Annotated in this window: 21 protein-coding genes and 1 pseudogene; 5 read left to right on the top strand and 17 right to left on the bottom strand. The window is 69.1% G+C overall.

Annotated elements, in window-relative coordinates; all coding sequences use genetic code 11:
- Nucleotides 1–53: 53 nt before the first annotated feature.
- From nuoE to AB0J58_RS00405, 7 genes are all read right to left on the bottom strand, one after another.
- A complete protein-coding gene (gene nuoE / locus AB0J58_RS00435; protein ID WP_030916686.1) occupies nt 54–716 on the bottom strand; it encodes an NADH-quinone oxidoreductase subunit NuoE in 663 nt (220 codons plus the stop codon).
- An 86-nt stretch (nt 717–802) separates the two neighbouring features.
- Nucleotides 803–2,059 carry an NADH-quinone oxidoreductase subunit D gene (locus tag AB0J58_RS00430; RefSeq protein ID WP_364208533.1) on the bottom strand — a complete coding sequence of 419 codons (1,257 nt, stop codon included), beginning with the start codon at nt 2,057–2,059 and terminating at the stop codon, nt 803–805.
- Between the two features lie 65 nt (nt 2,060–2,124).
- On the bottom strand, nt 2,125–2,802 hold the full coding sequence (locus AB0J58_RS00425) for an NADH-quinone oxidoreductase subunit C (RefSeq protein ID WP_364208190.1): 678 nt from the start codon (nt 2,800–2,802) through the stop codon (nt 2,125–2,127).
- A gap of 62 nt (nt 2,803–2,864) precedes the next feature.
- On the bottom strand, nt 2,865–3,416 hold the full coding sequence (locus AB0J58_RS00420; RefSeq protein ID WP_030916695.1) for an NADH-quinone oxidoreductase subunit B: 552 nt from the start codon (nt 3,414–3,416) through the stop codon (nt 2,865–2,867).
- Nucleotides 3,417–3,418: 2 nt separating this feature from the next.
- Nucleotides 3,419–3,778, bottom strand: coding sequence for an NADH-quinone oxidoreductase subunit A (locus AB0J58_RS00415; protein ID WP_343981091.1), 360 nt, complete (start codon nt 3,776–3,778; stop codon nt 3,419–3,421).
- A gap of 121 nt (nt 3,779–3,899) precedes the next feature.
- The gene (locus tag AB0J58_RS00410) at nt 3,900–5,177 is read right to left on the bottom strand and encodes a geranylgeranyl reductase family protein (RefSeq protein ID WP_364208187.1); all 1,278 of its coding nucleotides are present in this window, start codon (nt 5,175–5,177) and stop codon (nt 3,900–3,902) included.
- Between the two features lie 150 nt (nt 5,178–5,327).
- Nucleotides 5,328–6,053: a demethylmenaquinone methyltransferase gene (locus AB0J58_RS00405; RefSeq protein ID WP_364150440.1), complete on the bottom strand. Its 726-nt coding sequence runs from the start codon at nt 6,051–6,053 to the stop codon at nt 5,328–5,330.
- A 78-nt stretch (nt 6,054–6,131) separates the two neighbouring features.
- Between AB0J58_RS00405 and AB0J58_RS00400 the strand changes: the two genes are divergently transcribed.
- The gene (locus AB0J58_RS00400) at nt 6,132–7,397 is read left to right on the top strand and encodes a delta-60 repeat domain-containing protein (protein ID WP_364208184.1); all 1,266 of its coding nucleotides are present in this window, start codon (nt 6,132–6,134) and stop codon (nt 7,395–7,397) included.
- Here AB0J58_RS00400 and AB0J58_RS00395 read toward each other — a convergent pair.
- A complete protein-coding gene (locus AB0J58_RS00395) occupies nt 7,381–7,578 on the bottom strand; it encodes a DUF4229 domain-containing protein (protein WP_343981075.1) in 198 nt (65 codons plus the stop codon). The genes AB0J58_RS00400 and AB0J58_RS00395 overlap by 17 nt on opposite strands.
- A 265-nt stretch (nt 7,579–7,843) precedes the next feature.
- Here AB0J58_RS00395 and AB0J58_RS00390 point away from each other — a divergent pair, with 265 nt between their 5' ends.
- Entirely contained in the window at nt 7,844–8,083 is a 240-nt protein-coding gene (locus tag AB0J58_RS00390; RefSeq protein ID WP_012887349.1) for a BldC family transcriptional regulator, read from the top strand.
- Between the two features lie 122 nt (nt 8,084–8,205).
- Here the strand turns inward: AB0J58_RS00390 and AB0J58_RS00385 are convergent, their stop codons facing one another.
- Both AB0J58_RS00385 and AB0J58_RS00380 read right to left on the bottom strand, forming a co-directional pair.
- A complete protein-coding gene (locus AB0J58_RS00385) occupies nt 8,206–8,445 on the bottom strand; it encodes a hypothetical protein (RefSeq protein WP_355549988.1) in 240 nt (79 codons plus the stop codon).
- Nucleotides 8,446–8,455: 10 nt separating this feature from the next.
- On the bottom strand, nt 8,456–9,193 hold the full coding sequence (locus tag AB0J58_RS00380; protein WP_364208180.1) for a hypothetical protein: 738 nt from the start codon (nt 9,191–9,193) through the stop codon (nt 8,456–8,458).
- A 224-nt stretch (nt 9,194–9,417) separates the two neighbouring features.
- On the opposite strand from AB0J58_RS00380, the gene AB0J58_RS00375 reads away from it, so the two are divergent.
- Nucleotides 9,418–9,717, top strand: a complete 300-nt coding sequence (locus tag AB0J58_RS00375) for a PLDc N-terminal domain-containing protein (RefSeq protein ID WP_343981059.1) — start codon at nt 9,418–9,420, stop codon at nt 9,715–9,717.
- 59 nt (nt 9,718–9,776) lie between these two features.
- Here AB0J58_RS00375 and ccsA read toward each other — a convergent pair whose 3' ends face one another.
- From ccsA to AB0J58_RS00350, 5 genes are read right to left on the bottom strand one after another with little or no spacing between them, the layout of a single operon-like run.
- Nucleotides 9,777–10,748: a cytochrome c biogenesis protein CcsA gene (gene ccsA, locus AB0J58_RS00370; RefSeq protein ID WP_364208178.1), complete on the bottom strand. Its 972-nt coding sequence runs from the start codon at nt 10,746–10,748 to the stop codon at nt 9,777–9,779.
- Complete coding sequence (locus tag AB0J58_RS00365; protein WP_364208175.1) at nt 10,738–12,435, bottom strand: cytochrome c biogenesis protein ResB; 1,698 nt, start codon at nt 12,433–12,435, stop codon at nt 10,738–10,740. Before AB0J58_RS00365 ends, ccsA begins: the two co-directional genes overlap by 11 nt.
- On the bottom strand, nt 12,435–13,169 hold the full coding sequence (locus AB0J58_RS00360; RefSeq protein WP_364150426.1) for a cytochrome c biogenesis protein CcdA: 735 nt from the start codon (nt 13,167–13,169) through the stop codon (nt 12,435–12,437). The genes AB0J58_RS00365 and AB0J58_RS00360 overlap by 1 nt, the downstream gene beginning before the upstream one ends.
- Nucleotides 13,170–13,196: 27 nt before the next feature.
- On the bottom strand, nt 13,197–13,766 hold the full coding sequence (locus tag AB0J58_RS00355) for a TlpA disulfide reductase family protein (protein WP_343981044.1): 570 nt from the start codon (nt 13,764–13,766) through the stop codon (nt 13,197–13,199).
- A 56-nt stretch (nt 13,767–13,822) separates the two neighbouring features.
- Entirely contained in the window at nt 13,823–14,461 is a 639-nt protein-coding gene (locus tag AB0J58_RS00350) for a histidine phosphatase family protein (protein WP_343981041.1), read from the bottom strand.
- A gap of 135 nt (nt 14,462–14,596) precedes the next feature.
- Between AB0J58_RS00350 and AB0J58_RS00345 the strand changes: the two genes are divergently transcribed.
- Nucleotides 14,597–15,463: a DMT family transporter gene (locus tag AB0J58_RS00345; RefSeq protein WP_364208171.1), complete on the top strand. Its 867-nt coding sequence runs from the start codon at nt 14,597–14,599 to the stop codon at nt 15,461–15,463.
- Between the two features lie 99 nt (nt 15,464–15,562).
- Here AB0J58_RS00345 and AB0J58_RS00340 read toward each other — a convergent pair whose 3' ends face one another.
- Nucleotides 15,563–16,534: a LysR family transcriptional regulator gene (locus tag AB0J58_RS00340; protein ID WP_364208168.1), complete on the bottom strand. Its 972-nt coding sequence runs from the start codon at nt 16,532–16,534 to the stop codon at nt 15,563–15,565.
- Nucleotides 16,535–16,608: 74 nt separating this feature from the next.
- Between AB0J58_RS00340 and AB0J58_RS00335 the strand changes: the two genes are divergently transcribed.
- Nucleotides 16,609–17,622, top strand: coding sequence for an EamA family transporter (locus tag AB0J58_RS00335; RefSeq protein WP_364208165.1), 1,014 nt, complete (start codon nt 16,609–16,611; stop codon nt 17,620–17,622).
- Here AB0J58_RS00335 and AB0J58_RS00330 read toward each other — a convergent pair.
- Nucleotides 17,574–17,822, bottom strand: a pseudogene (locus tag AB0J58_RS00330) (DUF3592 domain-containing protein); the annotation flags it as partial. The gene AB0J58_RS00335 and the pseudogene AB0J58_RS00330 sit on opposite strands and share 49 nt — an antisense overlap.
- Between the last annotated feature and the right edge of the window lie 124 nt (nt 17,823–17,946).

Here is a 17,946-nt window from a genome sequence, read left to right as displayed (position 1 = left end):
TGGCAGCCCGTCGCTCCGTGACGAGGCCGCGTCGTACCTGCCTGCTTGCCCGTTCACGCCTCGGGAGCCTTCCATCCGTTGGCCTTAGCGATCTTCAGGCCCTCCAGGGAGGGACCCGCCGCCGAGGGGCCGTCACCGGCCAGGCCGTCGGGCAGGCCCGAGAGCACCCGCGAGGCCTCCTTGAACGTGCAGAGCTTCTTCGGGCCGCGGGTCGGCGAGGGCTCCTTGCCGTCCCTGAGGTCGTCGACGAGCTGCTTGGCCGAGTCCGGGGTCTGGTTGTCGAAGAACTCCCAGTTGACCATCATCACCGGGGCGAAGTCGCAGGCGGCGTTGCACTCCAGCCGCTCCAGCGAGATCTTCCCGTCCGGGGTCGCCTCGTCGTGACCGACGCCGACGTGCTCGGAGAGCTCGTCCCAGATCTGGTCGCCGCCCATGACCGCGCAGAGCGTGTTGATGCACACGCCCACGTGGTACTGGCCCATCGGCCTGCGCTTGTACATCGTGTAGAAGGTGGAGACGCCCACGACCTCGGCCTTGCTCAGCCCGAGCATCTCGGCGCAGAACTCGTGGCCGTCGTCGGAGACGTAGCCGTCCTCGGACTGCACCAGGTGCAGCAGGGGAAGCAGCGCCGACCGCGGCCTGGGGTAGCGGCCGATGATCTCCTTGGCGTCGCGCTCCAGGCGCTCGCGCACTTCCGGCGCGTACCCCTTGGTCATGGCCGCGCTCACCTCCTCGTTGCTCGACGGGGTGCTCTGCCCAGCCACCGGCTCACCGCCGGCAACCGCTCTCTCCACGGGCGCGCTCATCGGTCGACACCCCCCATCACCGGGTCGATCGAGGCCACCGCCGAGATGACGTCGGCGACCATGCCGCCCTCGCACGTCGCGGGCATGGCCTGCAGGTTCGTGAAGGACGGATCGCGGAAGTGTACGCGGTACGGGCGGGTGCCACCGTCGCTGACCACGTGGGCGCCGAGCTCGCCGCGGGGCGACTCGACCGAGGCGTACGCCTGCCCCGCCGGGACCCTGAAGCCCTCGGTCACCAGCTTGAAGTGGTGGATCAGCGCCTCCATGGAGCCGCTCATGATGTGCGCGATGTGGTCGGGCGAGTTGCCCAGGCCGTCGGGGCCGAGCGCGAGCTGCGCGGGCCAGCCGATCTTCTTGTCGTCGACCATCACCCGGCCGCCCTTGAGCGGCCCGGAGAGGCGGTCCAGAGCCTGCTCAATGATCTTGAGCGACTCCTCCATCTCGGCCACCCGTACCAGGTAGCGGCCGTAGACGTCGGCGCTCTTCTCGGTCGGGACGTCGAACTCGTAGGTCTCGTAGCCGCAGTAGGGCTGCGACTTGCGCAGGTCCCACGGCAGGCCCGCGGCCCGCAGCATCGGGCCGGTGACGCCCAGCGCCATGCAGCCGGTGAGGTCGAGGTAGGCGATGTCCTTGGTGCGGGCCAGGTAGACCGGGTTCGCGTCGAGCATCTTGCGCATGTCCTTGATGCGCCCCGGCATGACCTTGAGCAGCTCGCCGACCTTGTCGACGGCGCCGGCCGGCAGGTCGACGGAGACACCGCCGGGCCGGACGTAGGCCATGTTCATCCGCAGGCCGGTGATGTACTCCATCACGTCGAGCACCATCTCGCGCTCGCGGGACCCGAAGAGGAACGGCGTGGTCGCGCCCAGCTCCATGCCGAAGGTGCCGATGGCCACCATGTGCGAGGAGATCCGGGTGAGCTCCATCATCATCACGCGGATGGCCTGGGCCCGCTCGGGGACCTGGTCGGTGATGCCGAGCAGCTTCTCGACGCCCATGCAGTAGGCGGTCTCGTTGAAGATCGGCGCCAGGTAGTCCATCCGGGTGACGAACGTCGTCCCCTGGGTCCAGGTCCGGAATTCGAGGTTCTTCTCGATGCCGGTGTGCAGGTAGCCGATGACCGTGCGGGCCTCGGTGACCGTCTCGCCGTCCAGGTTCAGCACCAGGCGGAGCACGCCGTGCGTGGACGGGTGCTGGGGACCCATGTTGATGACGAGCTGCTCGTCCTGCTGGCCGGTGAGGGTCTCGAGCAGTTCCGACCAGTCGTTGCCGGAGACGGTGTAGACCGTGCCCTCGGTGGCCTCGTCGTCAAAGGTGCTCACGTGTAAGACCTCCTCTGGTCCGGCGCGGGAATCTCGGCGCCGCGGTACTCGACCGGGATGCCGCCGAGCGGGTAGTCCTTGCGCTGGGGGTGGCCGTCCCAGTCGTCGGGCATCATGATGCGGGTCAGCGCCGGGTGTCCGTCGAAGACGATGCCGAAGAAGTCCCAGGTCTCGCGCTCGTGCCAGTCGTGCGTCGGGTAGACAGAGACCGTGGAGGGAATGTGGCGGTCGTCGTCGGGGCAGGAGACCTCGACGCGCAGGCGGCGGTTGTGCGTGATCGAGCACAGGTGGATCACCGCGTGCAGTTCCTGGCCCGCCAGGTGCGGGTAGTGCACGCCGGAGACGCCGAGCGAGAGCTCGAAGCGCAGCGCGGCGTCGTCGCGCAGGGCCCTGACGACGTCGAGCAGCCGCTCGCGCCTGACGTGGAAGGTCAGCTCGCCACGGTCGACGACCACGCGCTCGACGGCGTCGGCGAAGTCGCCGCCGAGGGCGCGCTCCAGCTCGTCGGCGACGGTGTCGAAGTAACCGCCGTACGGGCGGGGGGTGGAGAGCTCGGGCTTGCGCCGCACCACGAGGCGGCCGTAGCCCGAGGTGTCTCCGGTACCCGAGGTGCCGAACATGCCCAGGTGGGCGATGGGCTCCTCCGGGACCTCCGGGAGGTTTTCAGTGCTCATGTCGGTCGCCTACCGCTCCTCGTTCGCCGCGCGGGCCGCTGTGAATCCGCTTTCACCGCTGCTCATTTGGCGGTTCCCTGGTCGATCAGCGGCAACGTCCGCAGTGCCTGCAGTTCGAGTTCGTCGATCTGCTTGGCGCGGTGCGCGCCGAACTTCGTGTTCTGGATCTTGTCGTGTAGCTTGACGATCGCGTCGATGAGCATCTCGGGCCTCGGCGGGCAACCGGGCAGGTAGATGTCGACGGGGACGACGTGGTCGACGCCCTGCACGATCGCGTAGTTGTTGAACATGCCGCCGCTGGAGGCGCAGACCCCCATGGCGATGACCCACTTGGGCTCGGCCATCTGGTCGTAGATCTGGCGCAGCACCGGGGCCATCTTCTGCGACAGCCGGCCCGCCACGATCATCAGGTCGGCCTGGCGCGGAGACGCCGAAGCGCGCTCCATGCCGAAGCGCGCCAGGTCGTGCTTGGGACCACCGGTGGACATCAGCTCGATGGCGCAACAGGCAAGACCGAAGGTGGCCGGCCAGACGGAGTTCTTACGCGCCCAGCCGGCGACCTGCTCGACCGTGCTGAGCATGAACCCGCTTGGAAGTTTCTCTTCAAGTCCCATATCTAGTCCCAGTCCAGACCCTTGCGGCGCCACACGTACGTGTAGGCCACGAGCACGGTGACGATGAACAGCACCATCTCGACCAGTCCGAACATCCCGAGCTGGTCGAACGCGACAGCCCACGGATAGAGGAAGATGATCTCGATGTCGAACACGATGAACAGCATCGCGGTGACCATGTACTTCAGCGGGAAGCGACCCCCGCCCACGGGCTGGGGCGTCGGCTCGATACCGCATTCGTAGGCGTCGAGTTTCGCGCGGTTCCAGCGCTTGGGACCGGTGAAGGGGGCGATCGTCACCGAGAAGACCGCAAATCCCGCCGCGAGAACGGCGAGCACCAGGATGGGTGCGTACAGCTCCATCGCTACGCCTCCTCTCCCATCTCCACGCGCGCCGGCGCGTAGCTCTGCATGTTGGTGTATTTCGAAAGTCTAGGCAGGGCGATCATCGCCCCGGGTTCCAGCTGTTCGGCGTTCGTTGAGCTCATGCCGGTGGCGCCACCTTCGACAGGGCGTTGATGATGCGATCCGACGCGTCACCCCGCCGGTCGGTGAGATTAGCAAGGAGCTTGAGCGCGAACCTCATCAGGCGGGGGTGCGGCAGCGCGTGACGCGTGGCGAAGTTCATCACACCGCGGTGCCCGATGAGCTCGACGAAGCCCCGGCCAAGGGTGAAGTAGCCACCATAGGCGTCCTTCAGCGTCTGAGGGTAGGCCCGCAGCACACGTTCCCGCTGGGCGGGGGTGACCCTGCCCAGCGCCTGGACGATCATCTCGGCCGCGACGTGGCCGCTCTCCATCGCGTACGCGATGCCCTCGCCGTTGAACGGGTTGATCATCCCTCCGGCGTCGCCCACCAGCACCAGACCCCGGGTGTAGTGCGGCTGGCGGTTGAAGGCCATCGGCAGCGCGGCGCCCCTGATCGGGCCCGTCATGTTCTCCTCGACGTAGCCCCACTCGGCGGGCATGCCCTTCACCCAGCGCTTGAGCAGGTCGCGGTAGTCCATGCCCTTGAAGGACTCGCTGGTGTTCAGCAGCCCGAGGCCCACGTTGGACGTGCCGTCGCCGACGCCGAAGATCCAGCCGTAACCGGGCAGCAGGGTGTCGCCGTCCCACAGCTCCAGCCAGGTCTCCAGATAGTCGTCGTCGTGGCGGGGGCTCTCGAAGTACGTCCGCACCGCGACGCCCATCGGGCGGTCCTCGCGCTTGTGCAGCCCCATGGCCAGGGAGATCCGGGTGGAGTTCCCGTCGGCGGCGACCACCAGCCGGGAACGGTAGGTGACCTCCTCGCCGTTCTGCCTGGCGAGGACGCCGACGATGTGCCCGCTGCGCTCGTCCAGGATCGGGGCCGTGACGTTGACCCCCTGCAGCAGGCGGGCGCCCGCCCTGACCGCGTTGCCGGCCAGGATCTCGTCGAAGTCCTGGCGGGTCCGGACCAGCCCGAAGTCGGGGTAACTCGCCAGCTCAGGCCAGTCGAGCTCGAAGCGCATTCCGCCGCCGACCACGCGCAGACCCTTGTTGCGGACCCAGCCTGGGGCGTCGATGTCGATCCCCATGGCGATGAGCTGCTTGACCGCTCGGGGCGTCAGCCCGTCGCCGCAGACTTTCTCGCGGGGGAAGGTGGTCTTCTCAAGCAGCAGGACGTCAAGTCCGGCCTGCGCGAGATGAAAAGCGGTTGTCGAACCGGCGGGCCCGGCGCCGACGACGATGACGTCGGCGTCAGCCTCAGCGACATTCCGCTGTATGGCGGCTGGCACGGTCACGGGACCTGTCCTGTCCTACAAGGTCTTAGGGGGCCTCGGGGTAAGGGGCCTTTCGTCCTTTGTGAAGGTCTTCACAAACTTGTCGGCCCGAAGTCTAACGCCTTTGCGGGGAAAAGTGTCAGGTGGGTACTGCTATCGCCTGCCAATCTTCTATGCGGGCTTATATCCGCGGTGGAGGGCCACGATGCCCAGCGTGAGATTGCGCCAGGCGACCCGTTCCCAGCCCGCTTCCTGAATGATCCTCGCCAGCCCCGCCTGGTCCGGCCAGGCCCTGATCGACTCCGCCAGGTACTCGTAGGAGTCGTCGTTGGAACCGAAGAGCCTGGCTGCCTGCGGCATCAGCTTCATCAGGTACTGCGAGTATACGAGGTCGAAGGACCTCGGCGTCGGGTGCGAGAACTCCAGGATCACCAGGCGCCCGCCCGGCTTGGCCACCCGGTACATCTCGCGCAGCGCCTGGCCGGTGTCCTGCACGTTGCGCAACGCCGTGGAGATCGTCACCGCGTCGAACACGCCGTCGGCGAAGGGCAGCCGCAGCGCGTCGCCCGCGATGAAGCTGACACCCCGCACTCCCCCTCCGGAGACGCCCGAGCCGCCCCTGCGCCTGACCCCGGTGCTCAGCATCCCGAGCGAGAAGTCGGAGGCGATCGCGCGGGCACCCAGCGAGGTGAACGTGTCGGTGGACGTGCCGGTGCCCGCGCCGAGGTCGAGGACCAGTTCGCCGGGGCCCGCGTCGACGGCCGCGGCGGCCGCCTTACGCCACAGCCGGACCTGGCCCAGAGAGATAACGTCGTTGACAAGGTCGTACCGCCGGGCCGTGCGATCGAACATCGCGGCGACCTCATGCGGCTGCTTGTCCAGAGAAGCGCGCGTCATGCCACCAAGCCTAGGCCCGGCCCGACAATCCACGGAAAGTAGTTAGTCGATTACCCAGAGCATGCTAAAAATTGTCGAATGTTTGCCAGAACCGCTTACCTGCCGGCCGCGGCCCTGATCCTGACGCTCCCCGGGACCGCCGCCGCCGGCACCACGGAGCACAGCAGGGTCGTCCTGACCGATCCGGTGAACACCACTCCCCATGTGCTCGACGGGATCGTCAACGCCATCGCGCTGGTGGGCGGCACGGTGGTGGTCGGAGGCTCGTTCAGCGAGGTACGCGAGGCCCGGAGCACGAGGGTGCTGTCGCGCGACAACCTCTTCGCCTACGACCTGGCCACCGGGCGGGTGCTGCCCGGCTTCGCACCACGCCTCGACCGCCCGGTCCAGGCCCTGGCGGCGGGGGTGCGCGGCACCGTCTACGCGGGCGGCCGGTTCACCACGACCGGCGGGACGCGGACGCGGGGCCTGGCCCTGCTCCGGCTGTCCGACGGATCCCCGGTCGCCCACTTCGGCGCCCAGGTCCGCGGCGGAACGGTCACCAGCCTGGCCAGGCTGGGCCGCCACCTCTACGTCGGCGGCGACTTCACCCGTCTCGGACCCGTCGCCCGCACCGCACTGGCCAGGCTGGACGCCGTCACCGGCTCGGTCGACCCGACCTTCGCGATCAGGCCGGACGAGCCCAGGGGTGGCAGGACCAGGGTCCACGCGCTCTCCCTGAGCCATGGCAGGCTGGCGGTCGGCGGCGACTTCGCCACCCTCGACGGCCTGTCGCGCCCGCAACTCGGCCTGATCGACGTCGCCACGTCACCGGCCGAGGTCGCGCCCTGGCGGACCGGCGCCTACCGGGGCAGGTGCATGGCCGATTTTCCCAGCTACGTGCGGGGCCTGGACTTCGCCCCCGACGGGAGCCATCTCGCCGTCGTCACGACCGGCGGCCCCGGGGGGCCGGACAGGATGTGCGACACCGCCGCGCGCTTCGAGACCCGCGCCCGCGGCGAGGTGCGACCGACCTGGGTGAACCACACCGGGGGCGACTCGTTGTACGCGGTGGCTGCGACGGGGGCGGCGGTCTACGTCGGCGGGCACCAGCGTTGGCTGGACAACCCGTCCGGCCACGACTCGGCGGGACCCGGAGCGGTGGCGCGTCCGGGAATCGGGGCGATCCATCCCCGCACCGGCAAGGCCCTGACATGGAACCCCACCCGCGAGCGCGGAATCGGAGTCAAGGCATTCCTGGCACACCCCGGCGGATTACTCGTTGGTAGTGACACAACCCGGCTTGGTCACGAGTACCATGCCCGAGTCGGTATGTTCCCCTCGCCGATCACTCCTGATTCTTAGTGATTCGCTCGCTTACCGCGTCCCGCTGCTTTGAGAGCAGGACGTAACTGGCCACACCACTGACCAGGAACGCGGTGACGAGCAGGATCAGGGGCTGACGCAGGCCGAGGATATAGAGCACTCCCAGGCTCACGGCGAGCAGACCGACCCGGGACGCGGTGTAAACGATGACGGGATGCACAACGTCGAGGCTACGTCACTCCGCTCATCGTCCAAGCATGACCGTGGTGGTCACGGGAGCACTCTTCGCATTGACTGCGAGCGCTGCTAGTGTTCACAACAGACCAGTTTCGTAAAGAAACACCCACGAGAGTCCCAAAGAGGCTCTATCATATAACAATCGGGCAGGCAGTAGATAACAACCCGTGATCTTTGTTGAAAACCACGGATAAATCAGGCTTCGCTCGGCACACTGGTTACCTGTCCGCCCGCTGGCAGGAAGCGGGATGCGAGGGGGAGAGATTGTGGAGAGTAGCAGCGAGCGTCTGCTGACGCCTGGAGAGGTTGCCGCCCTCTTCCGGGTCGACCCAAAGACGGTTACACGCTGGGCCGCGGCAGGCCGCATCAGCAGCATCCGTACCCCCGGAGGGCACCGGCGTTTCCGCGAGTCGGAAGTGCACGCCCTTCTGCGTGGAGAGGACGTCTTGACGGCCGAACGGCCTGCAGGCGAGTCCCCGCGCGTCTGACGACTTAGGACGTCACACCATCGGTGATCCTGCGCGCCTTACCCGGAAGCCGCAGGGTCACCGTGGAGTCGTGTGAAGTGTCACACGACCCGGACGGTGACCACACCCGTACCCGAATCGGCCTAGGTCTCCTGCTCGGCTTTGAAAGCCAGGAACTCCCGCTCCAGGTCGTCGTTCTCCGCCAACCAGCGCCGCCGCCGCTCGGCCCACTCCTCCTCGGTCAACGACTCGGCCAGCCAGCGGTCGTAGTCGGGATCCCCGGGGGACACCTCGACATAGGCGTTGCCGATCAGACGCCCGTCATCGCCGGCCAGGGTCTGCGGAACGCGCAGAGTACCGTCAGCGAGCCTGACGACGTACATCCCAGATCACCTAGATTCCGTAGCGCCGGTTGAAGAACAACATGACGTTGAGCGCCATTCGCGTGTCGCCGCCCAGCATGTCGACCAGCGCGGGGCGCTGCCGGGAGACGATCGCGGCGAAGGCGTCGGCGAAGAACTCCTTGCGGCCCAGGTCGCCCGGCTGGAGATGGAACCCCGAGGCCAGCATGGGAACGCACTGGGCGTAGAGGGCGGCGAACTCCGGGCAGTCGGAGACCCAGTCGCCGTTGGGGGCGTCCACATCGTCCAGGGCGTGCCCGACCTCGTGCATCATCACGTCGGGGGTGGGCGAGGGGCGATCTCCCACCACGATCTTGCGGTCGCCGTACGCTCCCGCGCAGACGTCCCAGGTCGCCCGGCCCGAGGGCAGCGGCGCACCGCGCAGGTACCCCATGTCGTCCAGGTCGGGCACCCCGCCCGCGCCGACGTAGATGCCGTCGAGACCGTCGGCCAGCTTGTCCTTCAGCAGGTCGGGCAGCCTGGCCAGGCTCTCCACCGCCCGCACGACCTCCGGGGGCGGGATCTCCCACCGCGAATCCCACTGACGGTGCAGAATGCGCTCCAGGCGCCCGCAGTGGCGCAGGCCGTCGCCCAGATCCGGGGTGTCCGGGGAGTTGGGCTGTGCCCTGGGACGCTCGTCGTCGAGCTCGAAGTCCTTCCAGGTGTACTGCGGGCGGTCGACCACCGGGGCCGTGACCGCCCCGACCCGGCGCTCCGCTTCGCGGGGCACCTCGCGGGAGACATCACGTGGAGCTTCTCTGACAGCACTCTCCGTACGCGCGGCCGGACCCCGCTGCCACCACCGCCGTCGATGACGGCCCTTGTCGCCCGACTGTGCCATCGCACCCCCTGGGGAAGTGTCAACGGGTTCCACGTTAACCGGGTGAGCCCTTGCCAGTCATCCGTAACGGAGGGCTGACAGCAACGGGTCTCACAATGGCTTACAGTTCGGGCATGCCCCTGCTTGTCGGTCTGGCGATATCCGCCTTCTGGCTCTACTGCCTGTTCGACGTCATCACCACGCCGGACGAGGAGTCCAGAAATCTGCCCAAGCTCCTCTGGGTGCTCATCGTGGTGCTGCTGCTGCCCGTCGGAGGGCTCTTCTGGCTGCTGCTCGGCCGGCCGTACGGCCCCAGGGCGCCCCGCTCGCTCCTGGCGGAGGACATGCCACAGCGCCCCGAGGCCCCGAAGGGTCCCGACGACGACCCCGACTTCCTCAAGGACCTCGACCGCCGCCTGCGCGACGAGGACTGACCGGACGGGCGACGACCGACCGGCCGATGCGGCCGGTCGGCGTGGGCTCGGCGCCGGACTCAGGGAACCTCGGCGTAGGAGTGCAGGCCCCCGAGGAAGATGTTCACCCCGACCAGGTTGAACAGCAGGCAGGCGCAGGCGACGAGCTGCACGATCATGGCGGCCTTGCCCTTCCAGCCCGCGGTGGCCCTGGCGTGCAGGTAGGCGGCGTAGACGATCCAGGTGATGAACGCCCAGACCTCCTTGGGGTCCCAGCCCCAGTAGCGGCCCCAGGCCTTGTCCGCCCAGAGCGCCCCGGCGATGACGGCGAAGGTCCAGATCGGGAAGCCGATCACGATGGCCCGGTGCGCGACCCGCTCCAGGTCCTGCCGGGACGGCAGGCGGACCGCCGTGTCCTTCCTGACCAGGTAGAGGATGCCCGAGACGGCGGCCACGAAGAACAGCCCGCTGGCGACGATCGCCGCCGACACGTGGATCACGAGCCAGTACGAGTTCAGCGCCGGCACCACGGGACCGGCCTGGACGTGCAGGTACCGCACGGCGAAACCGAGTCCCAGCGCGGCGGCCAGCGTGACGAACGCGCCCAGGAAACGGACCCGGTAGCGGAGCTGCATGAACAGGAACGTGCCCACCACCGCCAGGCACATCGCGACCACGAACTCGTACATGTTGCCCCACGGCCACCGGTTCACCGCCAGGCCGCGGGTGACCAGGGAGGCGAGGTTGGTGAGCCAGCCGAGCCAGCCCAGTCCGACGGCCACCCGCCCCACCCACGTCACCCAGGTCGGGAGCGCTTCGGCCGGAGCCTCATCCTTCGCGGGGGCGGATTCCGGTGTGTCCTGTGACGCGCCGGTGCCGGCCCCGACGGTGGCGAGGACGGGCTGCGCCTCGGTACGCGCCTTCACCTCCGCCGACCGGCTGAAGGCCAGGTCACAGGCATAGGCGATCATTGCGAAGACGTAGAGCAGCACCGTCGCCAAGATGAGCTGATCGCTCAGGGTGGCGAGGCCGGCATCGACCTCAACGGGCATCCTTAACTCCTGGGTTGGGGATTCCTGGGTTCAAAGCGGAGACGATCTCGGTGAACTCCTCGCCGAAATCTCCACCCTCGGTACGTGTGAGGCCGCCCACCTCGACCCGCCGGCTCTCGCCCTCGGGCTGACCGGCCTCGCCGTGGACCCGTACCCACACCCTGCGGCGGCGGACGGTCAGGGTCAGCACGAGGCCGGCCACTGCGAGGACCGAGGCGACGAACGCCGGCATCCGGCCGGGATCGTGGGTGATCTGCAGGGCGATCCACTCCCTGACTCCGGTGAACTCGATGGAGCCCATACCGTCCGGGAGCGCGAGCTTCTCGTTGACCGCCAGCGGGTCCGCCTTCATGACCAGCGGCTTCATCTTCTTCAGGCTGTCGGGGTCGAGCTCGTAGACCGACTGCGGCCGGCCGTCCTTCAGGCCCAGGTCACCGGCGAAGGCACCGTAGACCTGGGCCGTGGGGTTGGCGGCGCCTGGGAAGACCGACACCCACTCCGAGCCCACCGGGACCGTCGTCGGCAGGAAACCGATCAGGATGCCGAGCTGCTCCGGCTGCGCGTCCGGGACCTTGATCACACACTCGGAGGTGAAGTTGGCGGGCTGGACGACCAGGCAGGGCACCGGCCCGTCGAAGGCGACCTGGCCCTTGCCGTCGACGATCCTGAAGGTCGGCGCGTACCCGTGGTCGATCAGGTAGCTCTGCGTGCCGTTGACGTTCAGCGGCTCGTTGACCTTGAGGACGTAGTCGCGCACGGGGGCGCCGGGAGCGTCCTCGACCTTGAGCCTGGCCTCGAAGTCGAGGGGCTGCCCGGTCTTCTCGCCCTTCGCGATGTAGCTCGCCTGGAAGTCCTCGACCGTGAAGGAGAACGGCTCCAGCGACTCGGCGTTCACCTGCTGCCCCGGCATGTAGCGGTCGTAGGCCGCGACCGTGTTGGCGAACCCCTCGCCCTCCACGACCAGCACGTTGCCCCGGTAGCCGTAGAGCGTGCCGATCCCGACCGCGAGCAGCAGGCCGAGCAGCGCCACGTGGAACAGCAGGTTGCCGGTCTCACGCAGGTAGCCCTTCTCCGCGGCGACCCAGCCGGGTCCCGTGGTCACCCGGAACCGCTTGGCGCGCAGCCTGGCGGCGGCCTCCTCGACGGTCAGCGGAGCCTCGAAGGAGGCGTGCTGCGGCAGCCTGCCCAGGTTGCGCGGCGCCGCGGGCGGCTTCCTGCGCGCCTCGCGCAGGTGGGTCATGGTACGGGGAAGCACGCAGCCGATCAGGGACAGGAAGAGCAGAAGGTAGATCGCGGCGAACCAGGGCGCCCTGAACACGTCGAACAGCCAGAACCTGTCCAGCCACTCGGCGAGCCGGGGGCTGTCCTCGAAGTACTGGAAGACCTTGGCGTCCGAGACGCCGCGCTGCGGCCAGATCGAGCCGGGAATGGAAGCCAGGGCGAACAGGAACAACAGGATCAGCGCGGTCCGCATCGAGGTGAGCGTCCGCCAGAACCAGCGCGCCCAGCCCACGAACCCGATTCCCAGGGGCCGCCGTTCCTTGTTCTTCCCGCCTGCCTCGGGACCGCTCGCGGCCACCGTCTCCGTCTGCGCCTCCGTCTGCGTCTCCGTCTGCGTCTCCGTCTGCGTCCTCGTCTGCGGCTCGGCCACCGCTCGCTCTCCCGCCCCAGGGTCGATGTGCCCCATCAGATCACCGGCTCGAATCCGCCGACCCAGCCCTGGATCGTCGCGACGAGCTGCTCCCAGAGCCCGGTGACGAGCAGGACGCCGACGACGACCAGCATGACGCCGCCCGCCCGCGTGATCAGCTGTGAGTGGCGGCGTACCGCCTTGAAGGTCTTCAGTGCCCTGCTGTACGCCAGCCCGGCCACCACGAACGGCAGGCCGAGGCCGAGTGCGTACGCGAAGGCGAGTATCGCACCGCGACCGGCGCTGCCCTCGTTCAGGCCGAGGGTGAGCACGACCCCGAGGGTGGGGCCGATGCAGGGGGTCCAGCCCAGGCCGAACACCAGGCCGAGCAGGGGCGCCCCCGCCAGGCCCGCGGCCGGGAGCCGGTGGATGCGGAAGTCACGCTGCAGGCCGGGGATGACTCCCATGAAGGCCAGGCCGAGCACGATCGTGAGGGCGCCCAGCACCCGCGTGATGATCCCCGCGTTGCCGAACAGCATCGCGCCGAGCCCGCCGAAGAGCGCCCCTCCGGCCACGAACACGACGGCGAACCCGAGGACGAACAGCACGATGCCCGCGACCATGCGCCCCCGCCTGGGATCGGCGCTCATGCCGGTCACGTACGACAGGTAGCCGGGCACGAGCGGCAGCACGCACGGCGACAGGAACGACACCAGTCCGGCCGCGACCGCTATCGGCAGCGCCAGCGCCAGCGAACCGCTCGCGACGGTGCTCGCGAGGTCAGCGCTCATCGCGGGCCCAGCCATCGTCCGGGGCCGTCATCTCTCATTACCGATCTTGGTCACGGCGTCGAGAAGGTCGTTGTACTTGACCGCACCGAGTGCCCTGGCGGCGATCCTGCCCTGGCGGTCGATGATCAGCGTGGAGGGGATGGCCGCGGGCGGGACCGTGCCCTGGAAGGAGAGCGCGACCTTGCCCGGCTGGTCGAAGATGCTCGGGTAGCCGGACTTGTGGCTCCGCTCGAAGGCGAGCGCGTCGGCCTTACGGTCCTTGAAGTCGATGCCGAGGAACTCCACGCCGTCCGCCTTCGTCTTGGCGGAGATGTCCTTGAGCACCGGTGCCTCGGCCCGGCAGGGCGCGCACCAGGAGGCCCAGAAGTTGAGCACCACGACCTTGCCCTTGTGCGCGGCGAGCGTCGCGGTGCCCCCGTCGAGGGTCTCCCCCTCGACCGGCGGCGCGACCTTGCGGTCGGCGGCCTGGAACAGGGTGATCTTGCCATCGCCCGCGATGAAGCGGGTGTCGCCGGTCTGCGGCTGCGCCCCCTGGTTTCCGGCGCATCCGGCCACGGCGACGAGCAGCGCGACGGCGGCGAAGGATTGTGCGCGCATGGGTGACGGAGGCTCCCTGTACTACAACCGGTAGAGCAATCACTGTACCGGCGGTGTCAGGCGCCCGGCACAGTGGGGCGTTTGACGAGCGCCGCCGCGGGCTCGCTGTACCCCACGCTGATCAGCCGGTCCCCCTCGAAGGCGAAGCTGGTGAGGCTGGCCAGAGCGCACTGCCTGCGGCGCGGGTCGTGCGGCAGGCGCCTGCCCTCGGCGGCGAGCCGGATGATCCAGATCGGGAGCTGGTGGCTCACCATGATCGCCTCATGGCCGCGCGCCGCCCTGCGAGCGGCGTTGATCGCGCCGCTCATCCGGTTGACCAGGTGGCTGTAGCGCTCTCCCCAGGAGGGGCGGAGCGGGTTCCACAGGTAGCGGTAGAAACGCGGGTTGCGGAAGACGCCGTCGCCTCCGCCGACGGAGAGGCCCTCGAAGATGTTCTCGGCCTCGATCAGCCGCTCGTCGAGCGTGACGTCCAGGTGGAAGGTCGCGGCGAGCGGGGCGGCGGTCTCCTGGGCGCGCTCCAGCGGGGAGGAGAACAGCGCGACGACGTCGCGGCCGGCGACCGCCTTGGCCACCGTCTCGGCCATCTGGACGCCGTTCTCGGAGAGGTGGTAGTCGGGAAGTCTGCCGTACAGGACGTTAGCGGGATTGTGCACCTCACCGTGGCGCAGGAGGTGAACGACGGTGGTCTCAGCCATGGTTCCGCCAGCCTACCCACAGCTACGGGCCCGTAGCCGATCAGGTGGACCACTGGGAGCGCGTGGCGAAGGCGAGTAGGGTCTGGGGCGTTTGTGGCCAAGGTTCCGCGGTCCGGCGGTCCGGAAAGGTCCCCCGTGAGCCTGTTCGCCCTCGCCCTCATCCTCACCTCGGCCGTCGCCCACGCCTGCTGGAACCTGCTGAGCAAGCAGGCGGCCGACACCGACGGCGTCGTCTTCGTCTGGATGGTGGCCGCCGCGTCCGCGGCGGTCTGGACCCCGGGCGCGCTCGGCTACCTCCTCCTCGGCGGCACCGGCCTCTCCTGGGCCGACCTCGGGGTGATCACCGCGAGCACCACGCTGCACCTGGGCTATTTCATGTTCCTCCAGCGTGGCTACCGGCACGGCGACCTGTCGATGGTCTACCCGATCGCCCGAGGCACCGGACCGCTGCTGGCCAGCCTGGTCGCCGTCCTGTTCCTGGGCGAGCGACCCGGCCTGGCGGGCATCGCGGGGATCGGCCTGATCGGGGTGGGCGTCTTCCTGCTCAGCATGGCTCGCAGGCCCAGCCGCCAGGATCTGAGCGGCATCGGGTTCGGGCTGGTCACCGGAGTGTTCATCGCGGCGTACACCGTCTGGGACAAGCAGGTGGTGAGCGCCTTCGCGGTCGCGCCGATCCTGCTCAACTACTTCGGCGACCTCGGCCGCACCCTCGTACTGACCGCACCGGTGCTCGGCGGCCACCGCCGAGGCCTGGTCCTGCCCGTCTGGCGCGAGCACCGGGCACGGGTGCTGGGCGCGGCGGTGCTGATGCCGCTCTCCTACCTGCTGGCGCTGACCGCGTTCGCCTTCTCGCCGATCAGCGCGGTGGCCCCGGTACGGGAGGTCAGCGTGCTCGTCGCGGTGCTGCTCGGCGGCAGGCTGCTGGCCGAGGGCGACCTGACCAGGCGGCTGCTGGCCGCAGGCGTCATCGTCGGCGGTGTGGTGACGATCGCTCTCAGCTGAGCCCCGCGCTCCGGACGTCCATCGGATCCGCTGCCCGCCGCGGTCGCCCGGACGGCACGTCGCCGTCCTCACGAGGCGGCGGCCGTCGGCCGCGCCTCCTCACTCGACCGGGCGAACGCTCCCGGCCAGGACGGTGGACGGCGCCGATCCGGCGGACTCGGAGATGGGGATGTGGAAATCGGCGGAGACGGCCTTCAGCGCCTCGACCGCGGCGCGGATCGCCGGGCGGCGGGCGGCGTCACTGCGCCAGAGCGCGTAGAGCCTGCGGGTCGGCCGCGACCTGATCGGGACGACCCGCACCCCGGAGGGGACGAAGTCGCGGCCCAGCCGGGGAATGATCGCGCATCCCTGCCCGGCCGAGACGAGGGCCATCTGGGTGGGGTACTCATCCGCCATGCAGGTGATGTCCGGCTCCAGCTCGGCCGAGCGCAGCGTGTAGACCAGCCAGTCGTGGCAGACGGTGCCCGGCGAGGAGCTGATCCACTGCTCCCCGGACAGCTCGGCCAGCTCGATCTCGGCACGGTCCGCCAGGGGGTGGGCCGCGGGCAGGATCGCGTCGGCGATGTCGTCGAAGAGCGTCGCCCGGGACAGCCCCTCGGAGATGGCCAGTGGGCGGTTCATCCAGTCCTGGATCACCGCGAGGTCGAGTTCGCCCCTGGCCACCTCGCGGATCTGCCGCGAGGGCTCGCGTTCCATGAGCTGGAGCCGCAGGTCGGGGTGGCGGGTGCGCAGCAGGGCCAGCGCGGCCGGCATCAGTCCCCTGGCCGCCGTGGGGAAGGCGCCGATGCCCAGCCGCCCCACGACCTGCCCGCGCAGTGCCTCGAAGTCGGCCTCCGCCGTCTCGACCAGCGCGAGGATGCGTCCGGCGTGGTCGGCGAGCAGCCCGGCCGCGTCGGTCAGCCGAACCCCGCGCCCGTTGCGCTCCAGCAGGGTCGCGCCGGTCTCCCGCTCCAGCTTGGCCAGCTGCTGGGAGACCGCGGAGGGGGTGACCATGAGCGCCTCGGCCGCCGCGCCCACCGATCCGTAGACGGAGACCGCGTGCAGTGCCTTGAGCCGGTTGAGATCCAACATGTAAGCAACTCTAAATGACATAAGCCAGAAATTCTCGCTTGTGCTGAAATATCGTTGAAAACGACGATGGATGGATGCGTACCCGGCACCTCCTCCTCGCCATCGGCCTCACCGCTCTCTGGGGCTTCAACTTCGTCGTCATGGAGGTCGGGCTCCGGCACTTTCCACCGCTGTTCTACGTGGCGCTGCGCTTCATCCTGGCCGCCTTCCCCGCGCTGCTGTTCGTCGGCGGCCCCGGGGTGCCCTGGCGGAAGGTGCTCCTCGCCGGCGCCACCCTCGGCATCGGCCAGTACACCCTGCTGCTGATCGGCATGCGGGCGGGCATGCCCGCCGGGCTGACCTCGCTCGTCGTCCAGGTTCAGGCGGTCTTCACCGCCGTCCTGGCCGTCGTCCTGCTGGGGGAGCGGCTCACCGCGCGGCGGATCACCGGCATGGCCGTCGCGCTCGCCGGGCTGGTACTGATCGCCGCCGACCTGGGCACCGGCGGTCCCGTCGGCGCGTTCCTGCTGGTCGTCGGCTCGGCGTTCTTCTGGAGCGTGGGCAACATCGCGGTCAGGAGCGCCGCCCCGCCCAACTCGTTCCGCTTCATGGTCTGGATCAGCGCGGTCGCGGCCCTGCCCATGCTGGCCCTGTCCCTGCTGGTGGAGGGGGTTCCCCGGCTGGAGTTCTCGGTGGAGGGGAGCCTGTCCGTGCTCTACGTGGCGCTGATCTCCACCCTCGGCGGTTTCGGCATCTGGGGCTTCCTGCTCCAGCGCTACGACGCCTCGGTGGTCGCGCCCTCCGCCCTGCTCGTCCCGGTCTTCGGCATGTCCTCGGCCGCCCTGTTCACCGGCGAGCCCATCTCCGCCGTCAAACTCGCCGCCGCCACCCTGATCATCTCCGGCGTCCTCTACGCGAGCACCCGAACCCGTATGACCGCCGCGCGAGTCCGCCCCCGCCCTCACGACCAGAAGATGACCCCGAAGCCGACCGCGAAGACCAGGGAGAGCACCAGGATGACTGCCCCGACGGTCATGAACAGCACGCCGAGGAGCACGCCGCCGCTCACCCCGTCCAGGCGGGCGCGCTGGGGGCGCTCGGGGTCGTAGACCACCATGACCTGCTGGCCCGGACGGACCTGCGGCGGGTTGGAGCCCAGATCCGACGCGGCCTCCACCACGTAGCCCTGCACCGTCTGGAACCGCAGCGTGGGATAGTACAGGCGGTTGCCGCCTCTGGACCTGCGCAGTCCCACGACGACGCCCGGCACCCGCACCCCGTGCCGCCGCAGCCGGTGATCGACAATCATCACCCGGATGCCGGCCCCGACGGACACCGCTCCGAGCACGATTCCGAACAATGGCGCGATTCCAAACAATGGCACGATGCTCATGTCCACCGCCTCCTTCTCACCTCGTTCAAGGGCCGCTGTC

The sequence above is a fragment of the Streptosporangium sp. NPDC049644 genome (genome assembly GCF_040675205.1).
Lineage (GTDB): Bacteria > Actinomycetota > Actinomycetes > Streptosporangiales > Streptosporangiaceae > Streptosporangium > Streptosporangium fukuiense.
This window is presented reverse-complemented; position numbering and strand designations above follow the sequence as displayed.

What these genes read in the sequence shown, in the direction of transcription:
- nuoE (WP_030916686.1), bottom strand. Translation starts at nt 716, where the DNA reads ATGACCAAGGGGTACGCGCCGGAAGTGCGCGAGCGCCTGGAGCGCGAC.
- AB0J58_RS00425 (WP_364208190.1), bottom strand. Translation starts at nt 2,802, where the DNA reads ATGAGCACTGAAAACCTCCCGGAGGTCCCGGAGGAGCCCATCGCCCAC.
- AB0J58_RS00420 (WP_030916695.1), bottom strand. Translation starts at nt 3,416, where the DNA reads ATGGGACTTGAAGAGAAACTTCCAAGCGGGTTCATGCTCAGCACGGTC.
- AB0J58_RS00415 (WP_343981091.1), bottom strand. Translation starts at nt 3,778, where the DNA reads ATGGAGCTGTACGCACCCATCCTGGTGCTCGCCGTTCTCGCGGCGGGA.
- AB0J58_RS00405 (WP_364150440.1), bottom strand. Translation starts at nt 6,053, where the DNA reads ATGACGCGCGCTTCTCTGGACAAGCAGCCGCATGAGGTCGCCGCGATG.
- AB0J58_RS00400 (WP_364208184.1), top strand. Translation starts at nt 6,132, where the DNA reads ATGTTTGCCAGAACCGCTTACCTGCCGGCCGCGGCCCTGATCCTGACG.
- AB0J58_RS00390 (WP_012887349.1), top strand. Translation starts at nt 7,844, where the DNA reads ATGCGAGGGGGAGAGATTGTGGAGAGTAGCAGCGAGCGTCTGCTGACG.
- AB0J58_RS00385 (WP_355549988.1), bottom strand. Translation starts at nt 8,445, where the DNA reads ATGTACGTCGTCAGGCTCGCTGACGGTACTCTGCGCGTTCCGCAGACC.
- AB0J58_RS00375 (WP_343981059.1), top strand. Translation starts at nt 9,418, where the DNA reads ATGCCCCTGCTTGTCGGTCTGGCGATATCCGCCTTCTGGCTCTACTGC.
- ccsA (WP_364208178.1), bottom strand. Translation starts at nt 10,748, where the DNA reads ATGCCCGTTGAGGTCGATGCCGGCCTCGCCACCCTGAGCGATCAGCTC.
- AB0J58_RS00365 (WP_364208175.1), bottom strand. Translation starts at nt 12,435, where the DNA reads ATGGGGCACATCGACCCTGGGGCGGGAGAGCGAGCGGTGGCCGAGCCG.
- AB0J58_RS00360 (WP_364150426.1), bottom strand. Translation starts at nt 13,169, where the DNA reads ATGAGCGCTGACCTCGCGAGCACCGTCGCGAGCGGTTCGCTGGCGCTG.
- AB0J58_RS00355 (WP_343981044.1), bottom strand. Translation starts at nt 13,766, where the DNA reads ATGCGCGCACAATCCTTCGCCGCCGTCGCGCTGCTCGTCGCCGTGGCC.
- AB0J58_RS00350 (WP_343981041.1), bottom strand. Translation starts at nt 14,461, where the DNA reads ATGGCTGAGACCACCGTCGTTCACCTCCTGCGCCACGGTGAGGTGCAC.
- AB0J58_RS00340 (WP_364208168.1), bottom strand. Translation starts at nt 16,534, where the DNA reads ATGTTGGATCTCAACCGGCTCAAGGCACTGCACGCGGTCTCCGTCTAC.
- AB0J58_RS00335 (WP_364208165.1), top strand. Translation starts at nt 16,609, where the DNA reads ATGCGTACCCGGCACCTCCTCCTCGCCATCGGCCTCACCGCTCTCTGG.